General features: G+C 69.5%; 15 protein-coding genes. 14 read left to right on the top strand and 1 reads right to left on the bottom strand.

The features are described from left to right. Positions 1–132 precede the first annotated feature (132 nt). Positions 133–783 (bottom strand): uracil phosphoribosyltransferase, encoded by a 651-nt coding sequence (upp, locus tag HWX36_RS04865; protein ID WP_011352740.1) that lies wholly within the window; start codon positions 781–783, stop codon positions 133–135. 230 nt (positions 784–1,013) lie between these two features. Here upp and HWX36_RS04870 point away from each other — a divergent pair, with 230 nt between their 5' ends. The 14 genes from HWX36_RS04870 to HWX36_RS04935 all read left to right on the top strand — a co-directional run bounded on the left by HWX36_RS04870 (position 1,014) and on the right by HWX36_RS04935 (position 16,842). Then, positions 1,014–1,793, top strand: a complete 780-nt coding sequence (locus HWX36_RS04870) for an SDR family oxidoreductase (RefSeq protein ID WP_175951108.1) — start codon at positions 1,014–1,016, stop codon at positions 1,791–1,793. Between the two features lie 48 nt (positions 1,794–1,841). Continuing rightward, positions 1,842–2,234: a methylglyoxal synthase gene (locus HWX36_RS04875; RefSeq protein ID WP_006478230.1), complete on the top strand. Its 393-nt coding sequence runs from the start codon at positions 1,842–1,844 to the stop codon at positions 2,232–2,234. Between the two features lie 178 nt (positions 2,235–2,412). After that, entirely contained in the window at positions 2,413–3,387 is a 975-nt protein-coding gene (locus HWX36_RS04880; protein WP_175951109.1) for a quinone oxidoreductase, read from the top strand. Between the two features lie 311 nt (positions 3,388–3,698). After that, positions 3,699–3,791 carry a K(+)-transporting ATPase subunit F gene (gene kdpF / locus HWX36_RS04885; RefSeq protein ID WP_006752209.1) on the top strand — a complete coding sequence of 31 codons (93 nt, stop codon included), beginning with the start codon at positions 3,699–3,701 and terminating at the stop codon, positions 3,789–3,791. Continuing rightward, positions 3,788–5,593 carry a potassium-transporting ATPase subunit KdpA gene (kdpA, locus tag HWX36_RS04890; RefSeq protein ID WP_175951110.1) on the top strand — a complete coding sequence of 602 codons (1,806 nt, stop codon included), beginning with the start codon at positions 3,788–3,790 and terminating at the stop codon, positions 5,591–5,593. The genes kdpF and kdpA overlap by 4 nt, the downstream gene beginning before the upstream one ends. 54 nt (positions 5,594–5,647) lie before the next feature. Further along, positions 5,648–7,732, top strand: a complete 2,085-nt coding sequence (gene kdpB, locus HWX36_RS04895) for a potassium-transporting ATPase subunit KdpB (protein ID WP_175951111.1) — start codon at positions 5,648–5,650, stop codon at positions 7,730–7,732. A 25-nt stretch (positions 7,733–7,757) separates the two neighbouring features. Then, positions 7,758–8,339, top strand: a complete 582-nt coding sequence (kdpC, locus tag HWX36_RS04900) for a potassium-transporting ATPase subunit KdpC (protein WP_175951112.1) — start codon at positions 7,758–7,760, stop codon at positions 8,337–8,339. 163 nt (positions 8,340–8,502) lie between these two features. Then, on the top strand, positions 8,503–11,346 hold the full coding sequence (locus HWX36_RS04905) for a DUF4118 domain-containing protein (protein ID WP_175951113.1): 2,844 nt from the start codon (positions 8,503–8,505) through the stop codon (positions 11,344–11,346). Further along, positions 11,339–12,037 carry a two-component system response regulator KdpE gene (gene kdpE / locus HWX36_RS04910; protein WP_175951114.1) on the top strand — a complete coding sequence of 233 codons (699 nt, stop codon included), beginning with the start codon at positions 11,339–11,341 and terminating at the stop codon, positions 12,035–12,037. The genes HWX36_RS04905 and kdpE overlap by 8 nt, the downstream gene beginning before the upstream one ends. A 159-nt stretch (positions 12,038–12,196) precedes the next feature. Next, positions 12,197–12,481 carry a DUF333 domain-containing protein gene (locus HWX36_RS04915; protein WP_175951115.1) on the top strand — a complete coding sequence of 95 codons (285 nt, stop codon included), beginning with the start codon at positions 12,197–12,199 and terminating at the stop codon, positions 12,479–12,481. A gap of 145 nt (positions 12,482–12,626) precedes the next feature. Next, on the top strand, positions 12,627–12,947 hold the full coding sequence (sugE, locus tag HWX36_RS04920) for a quaternary ammonium compound efflux SMR transporter SugE (protein WP_175951116.1): 321 nt from the start codon (positions 12,627–12,629) through the stop codon (positions 12,945–12,947). A gap of 211 nt (positions 12,948–13,158) precedes the next feature. Next, positions 13,159–13,776, top strand: coding sequence for a DUF4126 domain-containing protein (locus HWX36_RS04925; RefSeq protein WP_175951117.1), 618 nt, complete (start codon positions 13,159–13,161; stop codon positions 13,774–13,776). Beyond that, positions 13,773–16,388: an FtsX-like permease family protein gene (locus HWX36_RS04930; protein WP_175951118.1), complete on the top strand. Its 2,616-nt coding sequence runs from the start codon at positions 13,773–13,775 to the stop codon at positions 16,386–16,388. The genes HWX36_RS04925 and HWX36_RS04930 overlap by 4 nt, the downstream gene beginning before the upstream one ends. A gap of 43 nt (positions 16,389–16,431) precedes the next feature. Then, positions 16,432–16,842 (top strand): group II truncated hemoglobin, encoded by a 411-nt coding sequence (locus HWX36_RS04935; RefSeq protein ID WP_175951119.1) that lies wholly within the window; start codon positions 16,432–16,434, stop codon positions 16,840–16,842. The last annotated feature ends 105 nt before the right edge of the window (positions 16,843–16,947 follow it).

A 16,947-nucleotide genomic window follows, 5' to 3' on the forward strand; every position in this document is an offset into this window, starting at 1 on the left:
GCGGGGCCGCGCGTGTCGAGTGGATCGAGATTTTATCACGCGGCGACCGCCTGATCGGGGCCGCCGCGCATGGCCGGACGGCCAGGCAGGCCGCCGCGAGCCGGGCCGCGCGCCGCGCGGCCGTGCCGGTGCTCAGTTCTTGGTGCCGAACAGGCGGTCGCCCGCGTCGCCGAGGCCCGGCACGATGTACGCATGCTCGTTCAGGTGCGAATCGAGCGACGCGACGAACAGCTTCACGTCCGGGTGCGCGTCCTGGAACACCTGCACGCCCTCGGGGGCGGCGACCAGCGCGACGAACATGATGTTCGCGGCCGGCACGTTGCGGCGCTTGAGCACGTCGACCGCGTGCACGGCCGAGTAGCCGGTCGCGACCATCGGGTCGCACAGGATGAAGATGCGGTCTTCCAGGTCCGGCAGGCGCACCAGGTATTCGACCGGGCGGTGGTCGTCGGCGCGGTACACGCCGATGTGGCCGACGCGCGCGGACGGAACCAGGTCGAGCAGGCCGTCCGACATCCCGATGCCTGCGCGCAGCACCGGCACGATCGCCAGTTTCTTGCCCGCGATCACCGGCGCGTCGACCTCGACGAGCGGGGTTTCGACCCGCTTGGTCGTGATTGGCAGGTTGCGGGTGATCTCGTAACCCATCAGCAGCGTGATTTCGCGCAGCAGCTCGCGGAACGTGCGCGTGGACGTGTCCTTGTCGCGCATGTGCGTGAGCTTGTGCTGGATCAGCGGGTGATCGGTGATGAAGAGATTCGGGAAACGGCTGTCCTGTTTCATGGCGGGGGCGCCTTGGCGGCAAAAGAGGATCGGGGGCGGCGGCGGGCGCAAGCCGGCCGCGCGCTTATGCCCGCAATTTTACCAAGGCGCGCCGCACGATCCGGATAATATCGACGTCTCACGACAATCCGCGCACCCGCGCCCGCCCGATTGCCCGCCTGACCCGCCCGGGGTCCATGCGCCGGCGCGACGGGGCCGAGCCGGCGCGTGTCGCCACCAAGGAGTCGACGATGGATCTCGGTATCGAAGGAAAGACCGCGCTCGTGTGCGCGGCAAGCAAGGGGCTCGGCCGTGGCTGCGCGCAAGCGCTGGCCGCCGAGGGCGTGAACCTCGTGATCGTCGCGCGCACGCGCGCCACGCTGGAGGAAACCGCGGAGGAGATCCGCGCCGGCGCGAACGTGTCGGTGACCGCGGTCGCCTGCGACATCACGACGCCGGACGGGCGCGCGGCCGCGCTCGCCGCGTGCCCGCAGCCGGACATTCTCGTGACGAATGCCGGCGGCCCGCCGCCCGGCGACTTCCGCGACTTCTCGCACGACGACTGGATCCGCGCGCTCGAATCGAACATGCTGACGCCGATCGAGCTGATCCGCGCGACTCTCGACGGGATGATCGCGCGCGGTTTCGGCCGGATCGTCAACATCACGAGCTCGGCCGTGAAGGCGCCGATCGACGTGCTCGCGCTGTCGAACGGCGCGCGCTCGGGGCTGACCGGCTTCGTCGCGGGGCTGTCGCGCAAGGTCGCGGGGCAGGGCGTGACGATCAACAACCTGCTGCCGGGCCTGTTCGACACCGACCGGATCGCGACCACGCTCGCCGCGTCGGCGAAGGCGCAGGGCGTGAGCGTCGACGAGATGCGCGCGCGGCGCACGAAGGACATCCCGGCCGGCCGCCTCGGCACGCGCGAAGAGTTCGGCGCGGCGTGCGCGTTCCTGTGCAGCGTGCATGCCGGCTACATCACCGGGCAGAACTGGCTGCTCGACGGCGGCGCGTATCCGGGCACGTTCTGACGCGCGCACTGCCTTTCACGACAACAACCTGAAACGAAGGATCTGGAGATGAGCAAACCCCGCATCGCATTGATTGCGCACGACGCGAAGAAGGACGAGATCGTCGCGCTCGCGGGCCAGTACCGCGAGACGCTTGCGCAGTGCCGGCTGGTCGCGACGGGCACGACGGGCGGCCGCATCGCCGCCGCGCACGGGCTCGAGGTCGAGCGCAAGCTGTCGGGGCCGCTCGGCGGCGACCTGCAGATCGGTGCGGAGCTGGCCGACGGCCGCGTCGACATCGTCGTGTTCCTGCGCGACCCGATGACCGCGCAGCCGCACGACCCCGACATCACCGCGCTCGTGCGCGCGTGCGATGTGCACGACGTGCCGGTCGCGACCAACGTCGCGACCGCGCGGATGCTGCTCGACGATCTGGCGCGCAACATGCAGGACGTTTGCTAGGCGCTGCCCGCGCCTGATTGCCCCTGCTGTCGGCAGGGCCATGCACGGATGGCCGCGGCGCGCGAGAATCGGGCGTCGCGACACGGCCCTGCCACCCGGTTCCCGGATGAATCGGCCGGCTCCGCGTGTCGCCGACCCGGATTTTTCCCTGACCGAATCAGAAACGAGGAGCGAAACGATGCCGAAAGCAATCCGATACGACCAGCCGGGCGGCCCGGATGTGATGAAGTGGGTCGATGTCGAGGTCGGCGAACCGAAGGCGGGTGAAGTCCGGATCCGGCAGCACGCGGTCGGCCTCAACTACATCGACGTCTATTTTCGCACCGGCCTTTACCCGCAAGCGCTGCCCGGCGGCCTCGGGATGGAGGCGGCGGGCGAGGTGACGGCCGTCGGCGAAGGTGTGACCGCGCTCAAGCCGGGCGACCGCGTCGCGTACGTCGGGCAGCCGCCGGGCGCGTACGCGCAGGAGCGCGTGATGCCGGCCGAGCGGCTCGTGAAGCTGCCCGACGGCATCAGCTACGACGACGCGGCGTCGGTGATGCTGCAGGGCCTGACCGCGCACTACCTGCTGCGCCGCACGTATCCGGTGAAAGCCGGCGACACGATCCTGATCCACGCGGCGGCCGGCGGCGTCGGCCTGCTCGTGTGCCAGTGGGCGAAGGCGCTCGGCGCGACCGTGATCGGGACGGTCGGCTCCGACGAGAAAGCCGCGCTCGCGAAGGCGCACGGTTGCGACCATCCGGTCGTCTACACGCGCGAGAACTTCACGCAGCGCGTGAAGGAGATCACGAACGGCGCGGGCGTGCCGGTCGTCTACGACTCGATCGGCAACGACACCTACATCGGCTCGCTCGACAGCCTCGCGCCGCTCGGGATGTTCGTCAGCTTCGGCAATGCGTCGGGCCCGCTGCCGCCGATCGATTCGAAGGAATTCTCGTCGCGCGGCTCGCTGTTCTTTACGCGGCCCACGCTGTTCTCGTACATCGCGAAGCGTGCCGATCTCGAATCCGCCGCCGCCGAGCTGTTCGACGTGCTGCTGTCGGGCAAGGTGAAGACGAGCATCAACCAGCGCTATCCGCTCGCGGAAGTCGGCCGCGCGCATGAGGATCTCGAAGCGCGCAAGACTACCGGCTCGACGATCCTCGTTCCCTGAGCTGCCTTTTCGTGCCGGCGCCCCGCCGGCACGCGCTTTTCCGGGCGGCGCCACGGCGCCGTCCGTCCTGCCTCACGGTTCCTGCCGTCCTCCCCTGAATTCCGCGTTTACGCGTTTTTTATACGCGCCCCGATACCTTTGACCCGTCCTTTACGTGCGTTCCCATAAGGTTCTAGTCGTCTGACTTCGACGACGGAGAACACAAAAATGGATGGGGTTTTTATCGGCGCCCTGGTGCTTTTCACCGCGCTGATCCTCGGTTTGATTGCCGGTTGCGAGAAGCTCGTGCAATACGGTCGCGGGGGGCGAGCATGACCTGGATGCTTTGGCTGGCGGGCGCCTCGACGGCCCTGCTGTTCGCGTACCTCGTCTTTGCGCTGCTGCGCGCGGAGGACATCGAATGAACGCGAACAACCTGTTGCAATCGTTGCTGTTCATCGTCGTGCTGCTGGCGGCGGCCGTTCCGGTCTCCCGCTACCTGACGGCGGTGATGGATGGCAGTTCGCGCGTCGTGCGCGTGTTCGGGCCGCTCGAGCGCGCGCTGTACCGCATCGCCGGCGTCGACGCCGGCAGCGAGATGAACTGGAAGCAGTACGCGGTCGCGACGATCGCGTTCAACGCGCTCGGCGCGTTGTTCCTCTATGGCCTGCTGCGCCTGCAGGGCTTCCTGCCCGGCAACCCGCAGCAATTCGGCGCGATGACGGTCGATGGCGCGTTCAACACGGCCATCAGCTTCGTCACCAACACGAACTGGCAGGACTACACGCCGGAGCAGACCGTCAGCTATCTGGCGCAGATGCTCGGCTTCACCGTGCAGAACTTCCTGTCGGCAGCGACTGCCATCGCGGTCGTGGTTGCGCTGATCCGCGGCTTCGCGCGACATACGTCGCAGACCATCGGCAACTTCTGGGTCGACCTCACGCGTGTGACGATGTACGTGCTCGTGCCGATGTCGATGATCATCGCCGCGCTGCTGATGAGCCAGGGCGTGATCCAGAACATGAAGGCGTACCAGGACGTGCCGGTGCTGCAGGCGAGCACCTATGCGGCGCCGAAGCTCGACGCGCAGGGCAACCCGGTGAAGGACGACAAGGGCAACCCGGTGACGGTGCCGACCCCGCTCACGAAGCAGACGCTCGCGATGGGCCCGGTCGCGTCGCAGGAAGCGATCAAGATGCTCGGCACCAACGGTGGCGGCTTCTTCAACGCGAACTCGGCGCACCCGTACGAGAACCCGACGCCGTTCGCGAACTTCCTGCAGATCTTCTCGATCCTGATCATCCCGGCCGCGCTGTGCCTCGTGTTCGGCCGCGTGATCGGCGACCGCCGGCAGGGCATCGCGGTGCTCGCGGCGATGACGGTTGCGTTCGCGGTCGCGGTCGGCGTCGAGGTCAACGCCGAGCAGGGCGGCAACCCGACGCTCGCCGCGCTGCACGTCGACCAGTCGGCGAGCGCGCTGCAGCCGGGCGGCAACATGGAAGGCAAGGAAACGCGTTTCGGGATCGCGCAGAGCGGCATCTTCACGGTCGCGACGACGGCCGCGTCGTGCGGCGCGGTCGACACGATGCACGATTCGCTGACGCCGCTCGGCGGCCTCGTGCCGATGCTGCTGATGCAGCTCGGCGAGGTGGTCTACGGCGGGGTCGGCTCGGGGCTCTACGGGATGCTCGTGTTCGCGCTGCTCGCGGTGTTCGTCGCCGGCCTGATGATCGGCCGCACGCCGGAATACGTCGGCAAGAAGATCGAGTCCTACGAGATGAAGATGGTGTCGATCGTCGTGCTGCTCACGCCGCTGCTGGTGCTGGTCGGCACGTCGGTCGCCGTGCTCGCCGATGCGGGCAAGGCCGGCATCGCGAACCCGGGGCCGCACGGCTTCTCGGAAATCCTGTACGCGTTCAGCTCGGCCGCCAACAACAACGGCAGCGCGTTCGCGGGCCTGACGGTCGGCACGCCGTTCTACAACTGGATGACCGCGATCGCGATGTGGTTCGGCCGCTTCGGCACGATCGTGCCGGTGCTGGCGATCGCCGGCTCGCTGGCCGCGAAGAAGCGCATCGCGGTGACGAGCGGCACGCTGCCGACGCACGGTCCGCTGTTCGTCGTGCTGCTGCTCGGCACCGTGCTGCTGGTGGGCGCGCTGACCTACGTGCCGGCGCTTGCGCTCGGCCCGGGCGTCGAGCACCTGATGATGTGGCTGGGCGCGTGATGCGCGCCCGCATGGCGACACCTTGAAAAGACTGAAGAGATTGAAGAGATCGCAATGACTCAACATTCCGCAACACGGTCCATGTTCGATCCGGCGCTGCTGCGCCCGGCGATCGTGGACTCGTTCAAGAAACTCACGCCGCGCACGCAGTTCCGCAACCCGGTGATGTTCTGCGTGTACGTCGGCAGCATCCTGACCACGATCCTGTGGATCGCGGCGCTCGCCGGCCAGGCCGAGGCGCCCGCGGGCTTCATCCTCGCGATCGCGCTGTGGCTGTGGTTCACCGTGCTGTTCGCGAACTTCGCCGAGGCGCTCGCGGAAGGGCGCTCGAAGGCGCAGGCCGCGTCGCTGCGCAGCGCGAAGAAGGACGTGATGGCGAAGAAGCTCAACGAGCCGCACCCGAAGTCGCCGATCCGCATCACGACCGCGACCGAGCTGCGCCGTGGCGACGTCGTGCTCGTCGAGGCCGGCGACGTGATCCCGGCCGACGGCGAGGTGGTCGACGGGGTCGCATCGGTCGACGAATCGGCGATCACCGGCGAATCCGCGCCGGTGATCCGCGAGTCGGGCGGCGACTTCTCGTCGGTGACGGGCGGCACGCGCGTGCTGTCCGACTGGATCGTCGTCAAGGTCACCGCGAACCCGGGCGAGGCGTTCCTCGACCGGATGATCGCGATGGTCGAAGGCGCGAAGCGCAAGAAGACGCCGAACGAAATCGCGCTGACGATCCTGCTCGTCGCGTTGACGATCGTGATGCTGCTCGCGACCGCGACGCTGCTGCCGTTCTCGATGTTCTCGGTCGAAGCGATGAAGGCCGGCCACGTGGTGACGATCACCGCGCTCGTCGCGCTGCTCGTGTGCCTGATCCCGACGACGATCGGCGGCCTCCTGTCCGCGATCGGCGTGGCCGGGATGAGCCGGATGATGCAGGCGAACGTGATCGCGACGTCGGGCCGTGCGGTCGAGGCGGCCGGCGACGTCGACGTGCTGCTGCTGGACAAGACCGGCACGATCACGCTCGGCAACCGCCAGGCATCGACGTTCGTGCCGGCGCCGGGCGTGACCGAGGAAGCGCTGGCCGATGCCGCGCAGCTGTCGTCGCTCGCCGACGAAACGCCGGAAGGCCGCAGCATCGTCGTGCTCGCGAAGGAGCGCTTCAACATTCGCCAGCGCGACATGGGGCAGTTGCACGCGACGTTCATCGGCTTCTCCGCGCAGACGCGGATGAGCGGCGTCGATTTGCCCGGCCGCGAGATCCGCAAGGGTGCGGCCGATGCGATCCGCAACTACGTCGAGACACACGGCAGCCGCTTCCCGGAAGAAGTGCGCCGCGCGGTCGACGACGTCGCGCGCCGCGGCAGCACACCGCTCGTCGTGGCCGACCAGCATGAGGGTGCGGCACGCGTGCTCGGCGTGATCGAGCTGAAGGACATCGTGAAGGGCGGGATCAAGGAGCGCTTCGCGGAACTGCGCAAGATGGGCATCAAGACCGTGATGGTGACGGGCGACAACCGGCTGACGGCGGCGGCGATCGCGGCGGAAGCAGGGGTCGACGATTTCCTCGCGGAGGCGACGCCGGAAACCAAGCTCGCGACGATCCGCGAGCACCAGGCGGCCGGGCGTCTCGTCGCGATGACGGGCGACGGCACCAACGACGCGCCGGCGCTTGCGCAGGCCGACGTGGCGGTCGCGATGAACACCGGGACGCAGGCGGCGAAGGAAGCCGGCAACATGGTCGACCTCGACTCGAACCCGACGAAGCTGATCGAGATCGTCGAGATCGGCAAGCAGATGCTGATGACGCGCGGCTCGCTGACGACGTTCTCGATCGCGAACGACATCGCGAAGTATTTCGCGATCATCCCGGCCGCGTTCGTGACCACCTATCCGCAACTGCGCGTGCTCGACATCATGCACCTGACGTCGCCGGCGTCGGCGATCCTGTCGGCGGTGATCTTCAACGCGCTGATCATCGTCGCGCTGATCCCGCTGGCGCTGAAGGGTGTGACCTACCGTCCGCTCGGCGCGGCATCGCTCCTGCGCCGCAACCTGCTGGTGTACGGCCTGGGCGGCGTGCTGCTGCCGTTCCCGTTCATCAAGCTGATCGACATGACGCTCGCGGCGCTCGGCTGGGCCTGAGCTGGTCGTATTTGAAGGAAACATCATGAAAACGTTGATTCGTCCGCTCGTCGTGATCTTTGCCGTGCTGGCCGCGGTGACGGGGCTCGCCTACCCGGCCGTGATGACCGTGTTCGGCCAGGCCGTGTTCCCGTCGCAGGCGAACGGCAGCCTGATCGAGAAGGACGGCAAGGCAGTTGGCTCCGCGCTGATCGGCCAGCAGTTCGATGCGCCGAAGTACTTCTGGGGCCGGTTGTCGGCTACCGCGCCGATGCCGTACAACGCGACCGGCTCCGGCGGCTCGAACCTCGGCCCGCTGAACCCGTCGCTCGCCGACCAGGTGAAGGGGCGCATCGCCGCGCTGCGCGACGCGGGCACCGACATGTCGAAGCCGGTGCCGGTCGACCTCGTGACGGCGTCGGCGAGCGGCCTCGATCCGGAGATCACGCCGGCCGCCGCCGCGTACCAGGTCGAGCGCGTCGCGAAGGCGCGCAACCTGGCGCCCGACGCGGTCGCGCAACTCGTCGCCGCGAACACGACGGGCCGCCAGCTGGGCGTGCTTGGCGAACCGCGCGTGAATGTGCTGAAGCTGAACCTCGCGCTCGACGCGGCCCAGGCCGCGCACTGACCGCGCGTCCAGGCTTGCGGCGGCAACCGGCGTCCGGCGCGGCCCGATTCGCGCCGGACGCCCCTTTTTCCCGACGGCGCATGCGCCGTCTTTGCCTTTTGCGGCGATTTGGAACAACAATGCTGGTACTCGCGCGCATCCGGGCGCTCCGCCTTTCTGACGCATGAATCGTCCCGATCCAGACCAACTCCTCGACAAGCTGCAGCGTGACGAAGAAAAGCAGCGGCGCGGCCAGCTCAAGATCTTCTTCGGCGCATCGGCCGGTGTCGGCAAGACCTATGCGATGCTGCAGGCCGCGCGCCAGCGCCTGCAGGAAGGCGTCGACGTCGTCGTCGGCATCGTCGAGACCCACGGCCGCAGCGAAACCGCCGCGCTGCTCGACGGCTTCGACGTGCTGCCGCTCGCGCGCATCGACTATCGCGGCCGCACGCTCACCGAATTCGATCTCGACGGCGCGCTCGCGCGCCAGCCGCAACTGATCCTCGTCGACGAACTCGCACACTCGAACGTGCAGGGCGCCCGGCACCTGAAGCGCTGGCAGGATGTGTACGAGTTGCTCGACGCGGGCATCGACGTCTACACGACCGTCAACGTCCAGCACCTGGAAAGCCTGAACGACGTGGTCGGCGCGATCACCGGCATCCGCGTGTGGGAGACGGTGCCCGACCGCGTGTTCGACGCGGCCGACGAAGTCACGCTCGTCGACCTGCCGGCCGAGGAGCTGCTCGAGCGGATGCGCGACGGCAAGGTCTATCTCGCGCAGCAGGCCGAGCGCGCGGTGCGCAACTTCTTCCGCAAGGGCAACCTGATCGCGCTGCGCGAACTGGCGCTGCGGCGCACGGCCGACCGGGTCGACGCGCAGATGCGCGAATACCGCGCCGACCGTTCGATCCAGCGCATCTGGCAGGCGCGCGAGCGGCTGCTCGTGTGCGTCGGGCCGGGCCCCGAGGCGCCGACGCTCGTGCGGGCGGCCGCGCGGCTCGCGGCGAGCCTGAAGGCCGACTGGATCGCGGTCTATGTGGAGACGCCGCGCCTGCAGCGGCTGCCCGATGCGCGGCGGCAACGCACGCTCGACGCGCTGAAGCTCGCGGCCGAACTCGGTGCGGAGACGGCCACGCTCGCCGGCGCCGACGCGGTTGCCGCGCTGATCGGCTATGCGAAGGTGCGCAACGTGTCGAAGATCGTCGCGGGCGGCTCGCCGAAGGTCGGACTCATGCGTCGCTTCGTGCGGCCGTTCGGCGAGAAGCTCGCCGAACGCGCGGGCGACGTCGACCTGATGCTGATCCGTGCGTCCGCGAGCGACGAGGCGCGCGCCGCACCGCTCGACGCGCGTGCGCGCGACTGGCGCGATGCGTTCGCGCAGTTCGGCACGCATCGTTCGCCGCCGCGGCACTACGTGTATGCGGCCGCCATCTGCGCGGCAATCACGGTCGTCGCGAGCCTCGTCTCCGAGCGGCTCGACCTCACGAACCTCGTGATGCTGTACCTGCTCGGCGTCGTGTTCTCGGCCGTGCGGCTCGGGCGCGGCCCGGGCGTGCTGCAGTCGTTCCTGTCGGTGGCCGCGTTCGATTATTTCTTCGTGCCGCCGCGCATGTCGTTCTCGGTCAGCGACACGCAATACCTGCTGACCTTCTTCGGGATGCTGCTGACGTCGCTCGTGATCAGCCACCTGACCTCGACGCTGACGCGCCAGGCGAGCGTCGCGCAGCGCCGCGAGCGCCGCACCGGCGCGATCTATGCGATGGCGCGCGAGCTGGGCGCGGCGCTGACGACCGAGCAGATCGTCGAGATCGGCAGCCGCCACGTGGGCGAGGTGTTCCGCGCGCGCGTCGCGTTCCTGCTGCCCGACAGCGCGGACAAGGTGCGCCAGAAGATCGAGGATCCCGATGCGGCCGTCACGCTGACGGGCGCCGATCTCGACAGCGACGTCGGCCAATGGGTGTACGACCAGCAGAAGCCGGCCGGCCGCGGCACCGATACGTTGCCTGCGACGGTCGCGCTGTACTTGCCGCTGAAGGCGCCGATGCGCACGCGCGGGGTGCTCGCGGTTGCGTCGCGCGAGCCGCGCGAACTCGAGGTGCCGGAGCAGCAGCGGATGCTCGACGCATTCGCCGCGCAGATCGCGCTCGCGCTCGAACGCGTGCACTACGTGGAGATCGCACGCGACGCGCTGGTGAGCATGGAATCCGAGCGGCTGCGCAACTCGCTGCTGTCGGCGATCTCGCACGACCTGCGCACGCCGCTCACGACGATCGTCGGCTTCTCGTCGATGCTCGCGAACGGGCGCGCGGCCGCGCAGGGCGGCGACGCGGCGGCGGCCGAGCGCTTCGCGCAGCGCGAGGGCGAACTCGTCGACGCGATCCACGACGAGGCGCTGCGGATGACGGGCATCGTCACGAACCTGCTCGACATGGCGCGGCTGCAGGCCGGCAGCCTGCAGTTGAAGCGCCAGTGGTCGCTGCTCGAGGAAACCGTCGGCGCGGCACTCGCCGCATGCAAGCGCGTGCTTGCGCGTCATTCCGCGCGCGTCGTGCTGCCGGCCGACCTGCCGCTCCTGCAGATGGACGCGGTGCTGATGGAGCGCCTGTTCACCAACCTGTTCGAGAACGCGGCGAAGTACACGCCGCCCGATACGCCGCTCGACATCGGCGCCGAGCGCGTGACCGAAGACGGGCTGCCGTTCGTGCGCGTGCTCGTCGACGACTACGGCCCCGGCCTGCCGGCCGGGATGGAAACGCGGATCTTCGACAAGTTCACGCGCGGCGAGAAGGAATCGGCGACGCCGGGCATCGGCCTCGGCCTCGCGATCTGCCGCGCGATCGTCGAGGCGCACGGCGGTAAAATCGGCGCGCTCAACCGCACCGCGCCCGACGGCCACGTGACGGGCGCGCGCTTCTGGTTCACGTTGCCGGTCGAGACGCCGCCGGCCGCGCCTGCCGTACCCGACGACGAACCCGATGTGCCGGGCGCGTCGTCCCCATCCGAATCATTGCCAGACCATGAGTGAACCCAGCCTGACCGTCGTCCTGATCGAGGACGAAAAGCAGATCCGCCGTTTCGTGCGCGCCGCGCTCGAGGAGGAGGACATCGCGGTGTTCGAGGCCGAGACGGGCAAGCAGGGGCTGATCGACGCGGCGACGCGCAAGCCCGATCTCGTGATCGTCGACCTCGGCTTGCCCGATACCGACGGCCTCGACGTGATCCGGGAGTTGCGCGGCTGGTCCGAGGTGCCGGTGATCGTGCTGTCCGCGCGCACGCAGGAGGAAGAGAAGGTCGCGGCGCTCGACGCCGGCGCCGACGATTACCTGACCAAGCCGTTCGGCGTGTCCGAACTGCGTGCGCGGATCCGCGCGCAACTGCGCCGGCGCAACCAGGGCGGTGCGAACGAATCGCCGAAGGTGAGCTTCGGCACCGTGAGCGTCGATCTTGCGCTGCGCCAGGTGTGGCGCGACAACGAGATCGTGCACCTGACGCCGCTCGAGTACCGGTTGCTCGCGACGCTCGTGCGGCACGCGGGGCGCGTGCTCACGCACCGCCAGCTGCTGCGCGACGTGTGGGGGCCGTCTCACGTCGAGAGCCACCACTATCTGCGGATTTACATGGCGCACCTGCGCCAGAAGCTCGAGCGCGACCCGGCGCAGCCCGAGTACATCGTCACCGAGACGGGTGTCGGCTACCGGCTCGTCGGCGCCGCATGACGGGCCCGGGCCGGGCCGCGGCGGCGCACGTGCGCGTGACGTCGCGCGCCCGCACGGTTGCGCCGGCGCGACAGTCTCGCGGCCGACACGCGCGTTGTACACCCGGCGCTCATTCCCCGTTATCCTGACCGTTCCGCGAACGAAAACGAGGAGCGTGCAATGTCCGTCCGTCTGGTCGTCATCTGTGCGCTGGCGCTTGCTGCGTCTGGCGCGTTCGCCCAACCGCTGCCGTCCGGGCAGCAACCATCGTCGTCCCAGCAGGCGATGGCCAATCCCGCGTCGGTCAATTGCGCCAAGCTCGGCGGTCGCCACACGATCCGCAACCTGTCGAGCGGGCAGGTCGGCATGTGCGTGTTCAAGGACGGTCGCGTGTGCGAGGAGTGGGCGCTGTACCGCGATGACCGCTGCGTCGGCGGCGCCACGCCGAAGCGCGTATCGAACTGACCGGGCCCGGCCGGTCGCGGCCCCGATCGGCCCCCGGCCGCGCGCCGCGTCCGTAAGCATCTTGTTATACTCGGCGCCGCCCGGGGACGACCCCGGGTCATTCGTTTCAACGGGGACGGCCCCATCCGATACGGAGTACGTCGAGATGGCGTGGGTATGGTTGTTCATTGCCGGTTTGCTGGAAGTGGCCTGGGCGGCCGGCATGAAATCGTCGGACGGCTTTACGAGGCTCGGTCCGTCGGTGTTTACGATCGTGACGGCGCTGGCCAGCTTCGGGCTGCTCGCGGTCGCGATGCGCCAGTTGCCGCTCGGCACCGCGTACGCGGTGTGGACGGGCATCGGCGCGGTCGGTGCGTTCGTGTTCGGCATCGTGATGATGGGCGAGGCGCTGACCGTCGCGCGCGTCGCGAGCGCCGCGCTGATCGTCGCGGGGCTGATCGGCCTCAAGCTGTCGTCGGCTGCCTGACGAAGGCACCCGGGTGCCCCCGCGCCCGGGCGCCGCACTGCGGAATTGCGCCGTCCGCCCGTCCAGCCTGTCTATAATGGAACGCATTCGGGCCTGAATACCGTCGTGCTTTTCGCGGCACGCGGTGCCGGTCGCCACGCGCCGCGCGGCTGGTCTGTCCGCCTCGATCCGATCAATCGGCAAAGCGCACGGAAAGTGCAAGGAGAGGGCCATGATCGAAGCCATTTCGCTCGGCGCGGGGCTCGCGTGGGCGAGCGGCCTGCGCCTGTACCTGACGGTGCTGATCGCCGGCGTGCTGGCGCGGTTCGGCTGGCTCCACCTGCCCGACACGCTGGCCGTCCTGACGTCGCCGTGGGTCATCGGCGCCGCAGCCGTGCTCACCGTCACTGAATTCCTTGCCGACAAGATCCCCGCGTTCGACTCGCTGTGGGATGCCGTGCACACCTTCATCCGCATTCCGGCCGGTGCCGTGCTCGCAGCCGGCGCGCTCGGCCATGCCGATCCGGCCGTGCTCGCGGTCGCGGGGCTCGCGGGCGGCTCGCTCGCCGGTGCCGCGCATGTGGCGAAGGCCGGCACGCGCGCGATGATCAACCTGTCGCCCGAACCGATTTCGAACTGGATCGCGTCGTCGACCGAGGACGGCCTCGTGGTCGGCGGGCTCGTGCTCGCGTTCTTCGTTCCGCTCGCGTTCCTCGTGCTGCTGGCCGCCTTCATCGCGGCCTCCGCGTGGGCGCTCCCGCGCCTGTGGCGCGGCGTCTCCGGCGGCTTTCGCGGCATGGCGAACCACATGGTGTCGCGGCTGAACTCGATCGGGGGGAAGCGCGATTGAAGGGGCGGCAACACGCGGCGCAGCCGCCGGCCGGGCAACCTGGCCATGAGGTGAGCGCGCATGGCGGCCGCTTCGGCCTGCGCGACCTGGTCCGCCAGGCCGCACGCATGACCGCGCGCGACTGGCGCGCGGGCGAGTTGACGCTGCTCGTCCTTGCATTGGTGCTCGCGGTCGCGGCGCTGACGAGCGTCGGCTTCCTCGCCGACCGGCTGCGCCAGGGGCTCGAGCGCGACGCGCGCCAGATGCTGGGCGCCGATTTCGTCGTGCGGGCCGATCGCCCCGTCGATCCGTCGTTCGACGGGCAGGCCCGCGCGCTCGGCCTGCGTACCGCGACGACCGCCATCTTCCCGAGCATGATCGCGTCCGCCACCGGCGGGCAGGCGGCCGACGCCGCGCCCTCGCGCCTCGCGGCCGTGAAGGCCGTGTCCCCCGGCTATCCGTTGCGCGGCGCGGTCGAGATCCTGCCGGCCGGCGCTGCCGTCGCGCAGAAGGCCGCCGGGATTCCCGCGCCCGGCACCGTGTGGGCCGATCCGGCACTGCTCGATGCGTTGCACCTGAAGGCGGGCGATACGGTGCGCGTCGGGCTGCGCGTGTTCAAGGTCGCCGCATCGATCTCCCGCGAACTCGATCGCGGTTTTTCCTTCGTCAATTTTTCGCCACGGCTGATGATGCGCGCGGACGAACTGGCCGCGACGGGGCTCACGGGCTATGGCAGCCGTGTCACGTACCGGCTGCTGGTTGCCGGCGACCAGCAGGCCGTCGCGCGCTTCGAAGCGTATGCGCACGCACGTGTCGACGGCGGGAAACTGCGCGGCGTCGGTCTGGAGTCGTTGCAGGAAGGCCAGCCGCAAGTGCGGCAGACGCTGGATCGTGCGCGTCACTTCCTGACGCTCGTCGCCCTGCTCACCGCGCTGCTCGCGGCGGTCGCGATCGCGATGGCCGCGCAGCGCTACATGCGGCGCCATCTCGACGGCTGCGCGACGATGCGCTGCCTTGGCGTGAGCCGCCGCACGCTCGGCGCGCTGTTCGCACTCGAATTCGCCGGCATCGGGATCGTGTCCGGCACTGCAGGCGCGGTGCTCGGCTACGGCGGCCACTGGGCGCTGCTGGCCGCGCTCGGCGGCCTGATCGACGTGGTGCTGCCGCCGCCCACGCTGTGGCCGGCGCTGATCGGCGTGGGCGTCGCGCTCGTGCTGCTGCTCGGCTTCGCGCTGCCGCCGCTCGTGCCGCTCACGCGCGTGCCGCCGGTGCGCGTGCTGCGGCGCGAGTGGGGCGACGCGTTGCGCACGGCATGGGCCGCGTATGCGATCGGTGTCGTGCTGTTCGCGGGGCTGTTGATCGCGGCCGCCGGCAACCTGAAACTCGGGCTGATCGTCACGGGCGGTTTCGCCGGCGCGCTGGTCGGTTTCGCGCTGATCGCGCGGCTCGTGCTGTTCGCCGCCGCGCGCGCGGTGCGCAATGCACGCGTGGCCGCGGGCATCGGCTGGCGCTACGCACTCGCGTCGCTGCACCGGCGCGGCACGGCCAGCGCGCTGCAGATCACCGCGCTCGCGCTTGGCCTGATGTGCCTGCTGCTGATCGCGATCACGCGCAACGACCTCGTCGCGGGCTGGCGGCAGTCGACACCGCCCGATGCGCCGAATCAATTCCTGATCGACATCCAGCCGGACCAGCGCGCCGACGTCGCGGCCTACCTGAGCGCGCACGGTGTGCGCGACGCGGTGCCCGCGCCGATGGTGCGCGGCCGTCTCGTCGCGATCAACGGCAAGCCGGTGAATCCGGACGCGTACCCGTCCGAGGAGGCGCGCCGGCTCGTCGACCGCGAGTTCAACCTGTCTTATACGACCGAGCTGCCGTCCGACAACCGGATCGTCGCAGGCGGCTGGTTCGGCAACGCGGCCACGCCGCAGATGTCGATCGAGGCTGGCCTCGCGAAGACGCTGAACGTGAAGCCGGGCGACGTGCTGCGTTTCGACGTGACGGGGCTGACGGTCGACGCGCCGATCACGAGTGTGCGCAAGCTCGACTGGGGTTCGTTCCGCGTCAATTTCTTCGTGCTGATGCCACCGCCGGTGCTGAAGGATTTCCCGGCCGTGTACCTGACGAGCTTCCATTTGCCGGCATCGGACGCCGCGCTGCTCGATCCGCTGATCGCGCGCTACCCGAACCTGACCGCAATCGACGTCGCGCCGATTCTCGCGCAGTTGCAGCGGATGATGCTGCAGGTGGTCGGCGCGGTGCAGTTCCTGTTCGCGTTCACGCTCGCGGCCGGCGTGCTCGTGCTGTACACGGCGCTTGCCGGCACGCGCGACGAGCGGGTGCGCGAAGCCGCGCTGCTGCGCGCGCTCGGCGCGTCACGGGCGCAGGTCAACGCGGTGCAGCGCGCGGAGTTCGTCGTGGTCGGCGCGCTGGCCGGTGCGCTGGCATCGGCGGGTGCGATCGCGGTCGGCTGGGCGCTTGCGTCGCGCGTGTTCGACTTCCAGCTCGCCGTCGATCCGTGGCTCGTGCCGGCCGGCATCGTGGCCGGCGTCGCGTGCGCCGGTGCGGCCGGCTGGCTGAGCCTGCATAATGTGTTGCGGCGCCCCGCGCTGCAGTCCCTGCGCGACGCATGAGCGTCGCCGGCGGCCCCGAAGATCCTGTTTTCCGACTATCCGTATGACCGATGTGAATGACGATGCGCCGTCGCAGCCGACGGCGTTCGAGCTCGTGGGCGGTGAAGCCCGCGTGCGCGAAATGGTGGACCGCTTTTACGACCTGATGGACCTCGAGCCCGAGTTCGCGCAGATTCGCGCGCTGCATCCGGTATCGCTCGACGGTTCGCGCGACAAGCTGTTCTGGTTCCTGTGCGGGTGGCTCGGCGGCCCGGACCACTACATCGGCCGGTTCGGCCATCCGCGGCTGCGCGCGCGGCACCTGCCGTTCCCGATCGCGTCGGTCGAGCGCGACCAGTGGCTGCGCTGCATGGCGTGGGCGATGGACGACATCGGGCTGCCCGAGCCGCTGCGCGAGCGGCTCATGCATTCGTTCTACGACACGGCCGACTGGATGCGCAACCGGCCCGGTTGATCGACCGGTACGCCGCCGCCCGCGCGCGGGACGATCTGCGTCTGGGCGCGCGCGCCGAGCGGCGCGACACTGGCCGCTTCCCCCAATCGATACGAGGCTCGCCCG

This window comes from Burkholderia sp. BCC0405, from assembly GCF_902833075.1.
GTDB lineage: Bacteria > Pseudomonadota > Gammaproteobacteria > Burkholderiales > Burkholderiaceae > Burkholderia.

What these genes read in the sequence shown, in the direction of transcription:
- kdpF (WP_006752209.1), top strand. Translation starts at nt 3,699, where the DNA reads ATGACCTGGATGCTTTGGCTGGCGGGCGCCTCGACGGCCCTGCTGTTC.
- HWX36_RS04870 (WP_175951108.1), top strand. Translation starts at nt 1,014, where the DNA reads ATGGATCTCGGTATCGAAGGAAAGACCGCGCTCGTGTGCGCGGCAAGC.
- kdpA (WP_175951110.1), top strand. Translation starts at nt 3,788, where the DNA reads ATGAACGCGAACAACCTGTTGCAATCGTTGCTGTTCATCGTCGTGCTG.
- HWX36_RS04880 (WP_175951109.1), top strand. Translation starts at nt 2,413, where the DNA reads ATGCCGAAAGCAATCCGATACGACCAGCCGGGCGGCCCGGATGTGATG.
- kdpC (WP_175951112.1), top strand. Translation starts at nt 7,758, where the DNA reads ATGAAAACGTTGATTCGTCCGCTCGTCGTGATCTTTGCCGTGCTGGCC.
- HWX36_RS04925 (WP_175951117.1), top strand. Translation starts at nt 13,159, where the DNA reads ATGATCGAAGCCATTTCGCTCGGCGCGGGGCTCGCGTGGGCGAGCGGC.
- kdpB (WP_175951111.1), top strand. Translation starts at nt 5,648, where the DNA reads ATGACTCAACATTCCGCAACACGGTCCATGTTCGATCCGGCGCTGCTG.
- HWX36_RS04935 (WP_175951119.1), top strand. Translation starts at nt 16,432, where the DNA reads ATGACCGATGTGAATGACGATGCGCCGTCGCAGCCGACGGCGTTCGAG.
- kdpE (WP_175951114.1), top strand. Translation starts at nt 11,339, where the DNA reads ATGAGTGAACCCAGCCTGACCGTCGTCCTGATCGAGGACGAAAAGCAG.
- HWX36_RS04915 (WP_175951115.1), top strand. Translation starts at nt 12,197, where the DNA reads ATGTCCGTCCGTCTGGTCGTCATCTGTGCGCTGGCGCTTGCTGCGTCT.
- upp (WP_011352740.1), bottom strand. Translation starts at nt 783, where the DNA reads ATGAAACAGGACAGCCGTTTCCCGAATCTCTTCATCACCGATCACCCG.
- HWX36_RS04905 (WP_175951113.1), top strand. Translation starts at nt 8,503, where the DNA reads ATGAATCGTCCCGATCCAGACCAACTCCTCGACAAGCTGCAGCGTGAC.
- sugE (WP_175951116.1), top strand. Translation starts at nt 12,627, where the DNA reads ATGGCGTGGGTATGGTTGTTCATTGCCGGTTTGCTGGAAGTGGCCTGG.
- HWX36_RS04875 (WP_006478230.1), top strand. Translation starts at nt 1,842, where the DNA reads ATGAGCAAACCCCGCATCGCATTGATTGCGCACGACGCGAAGAAGGAC.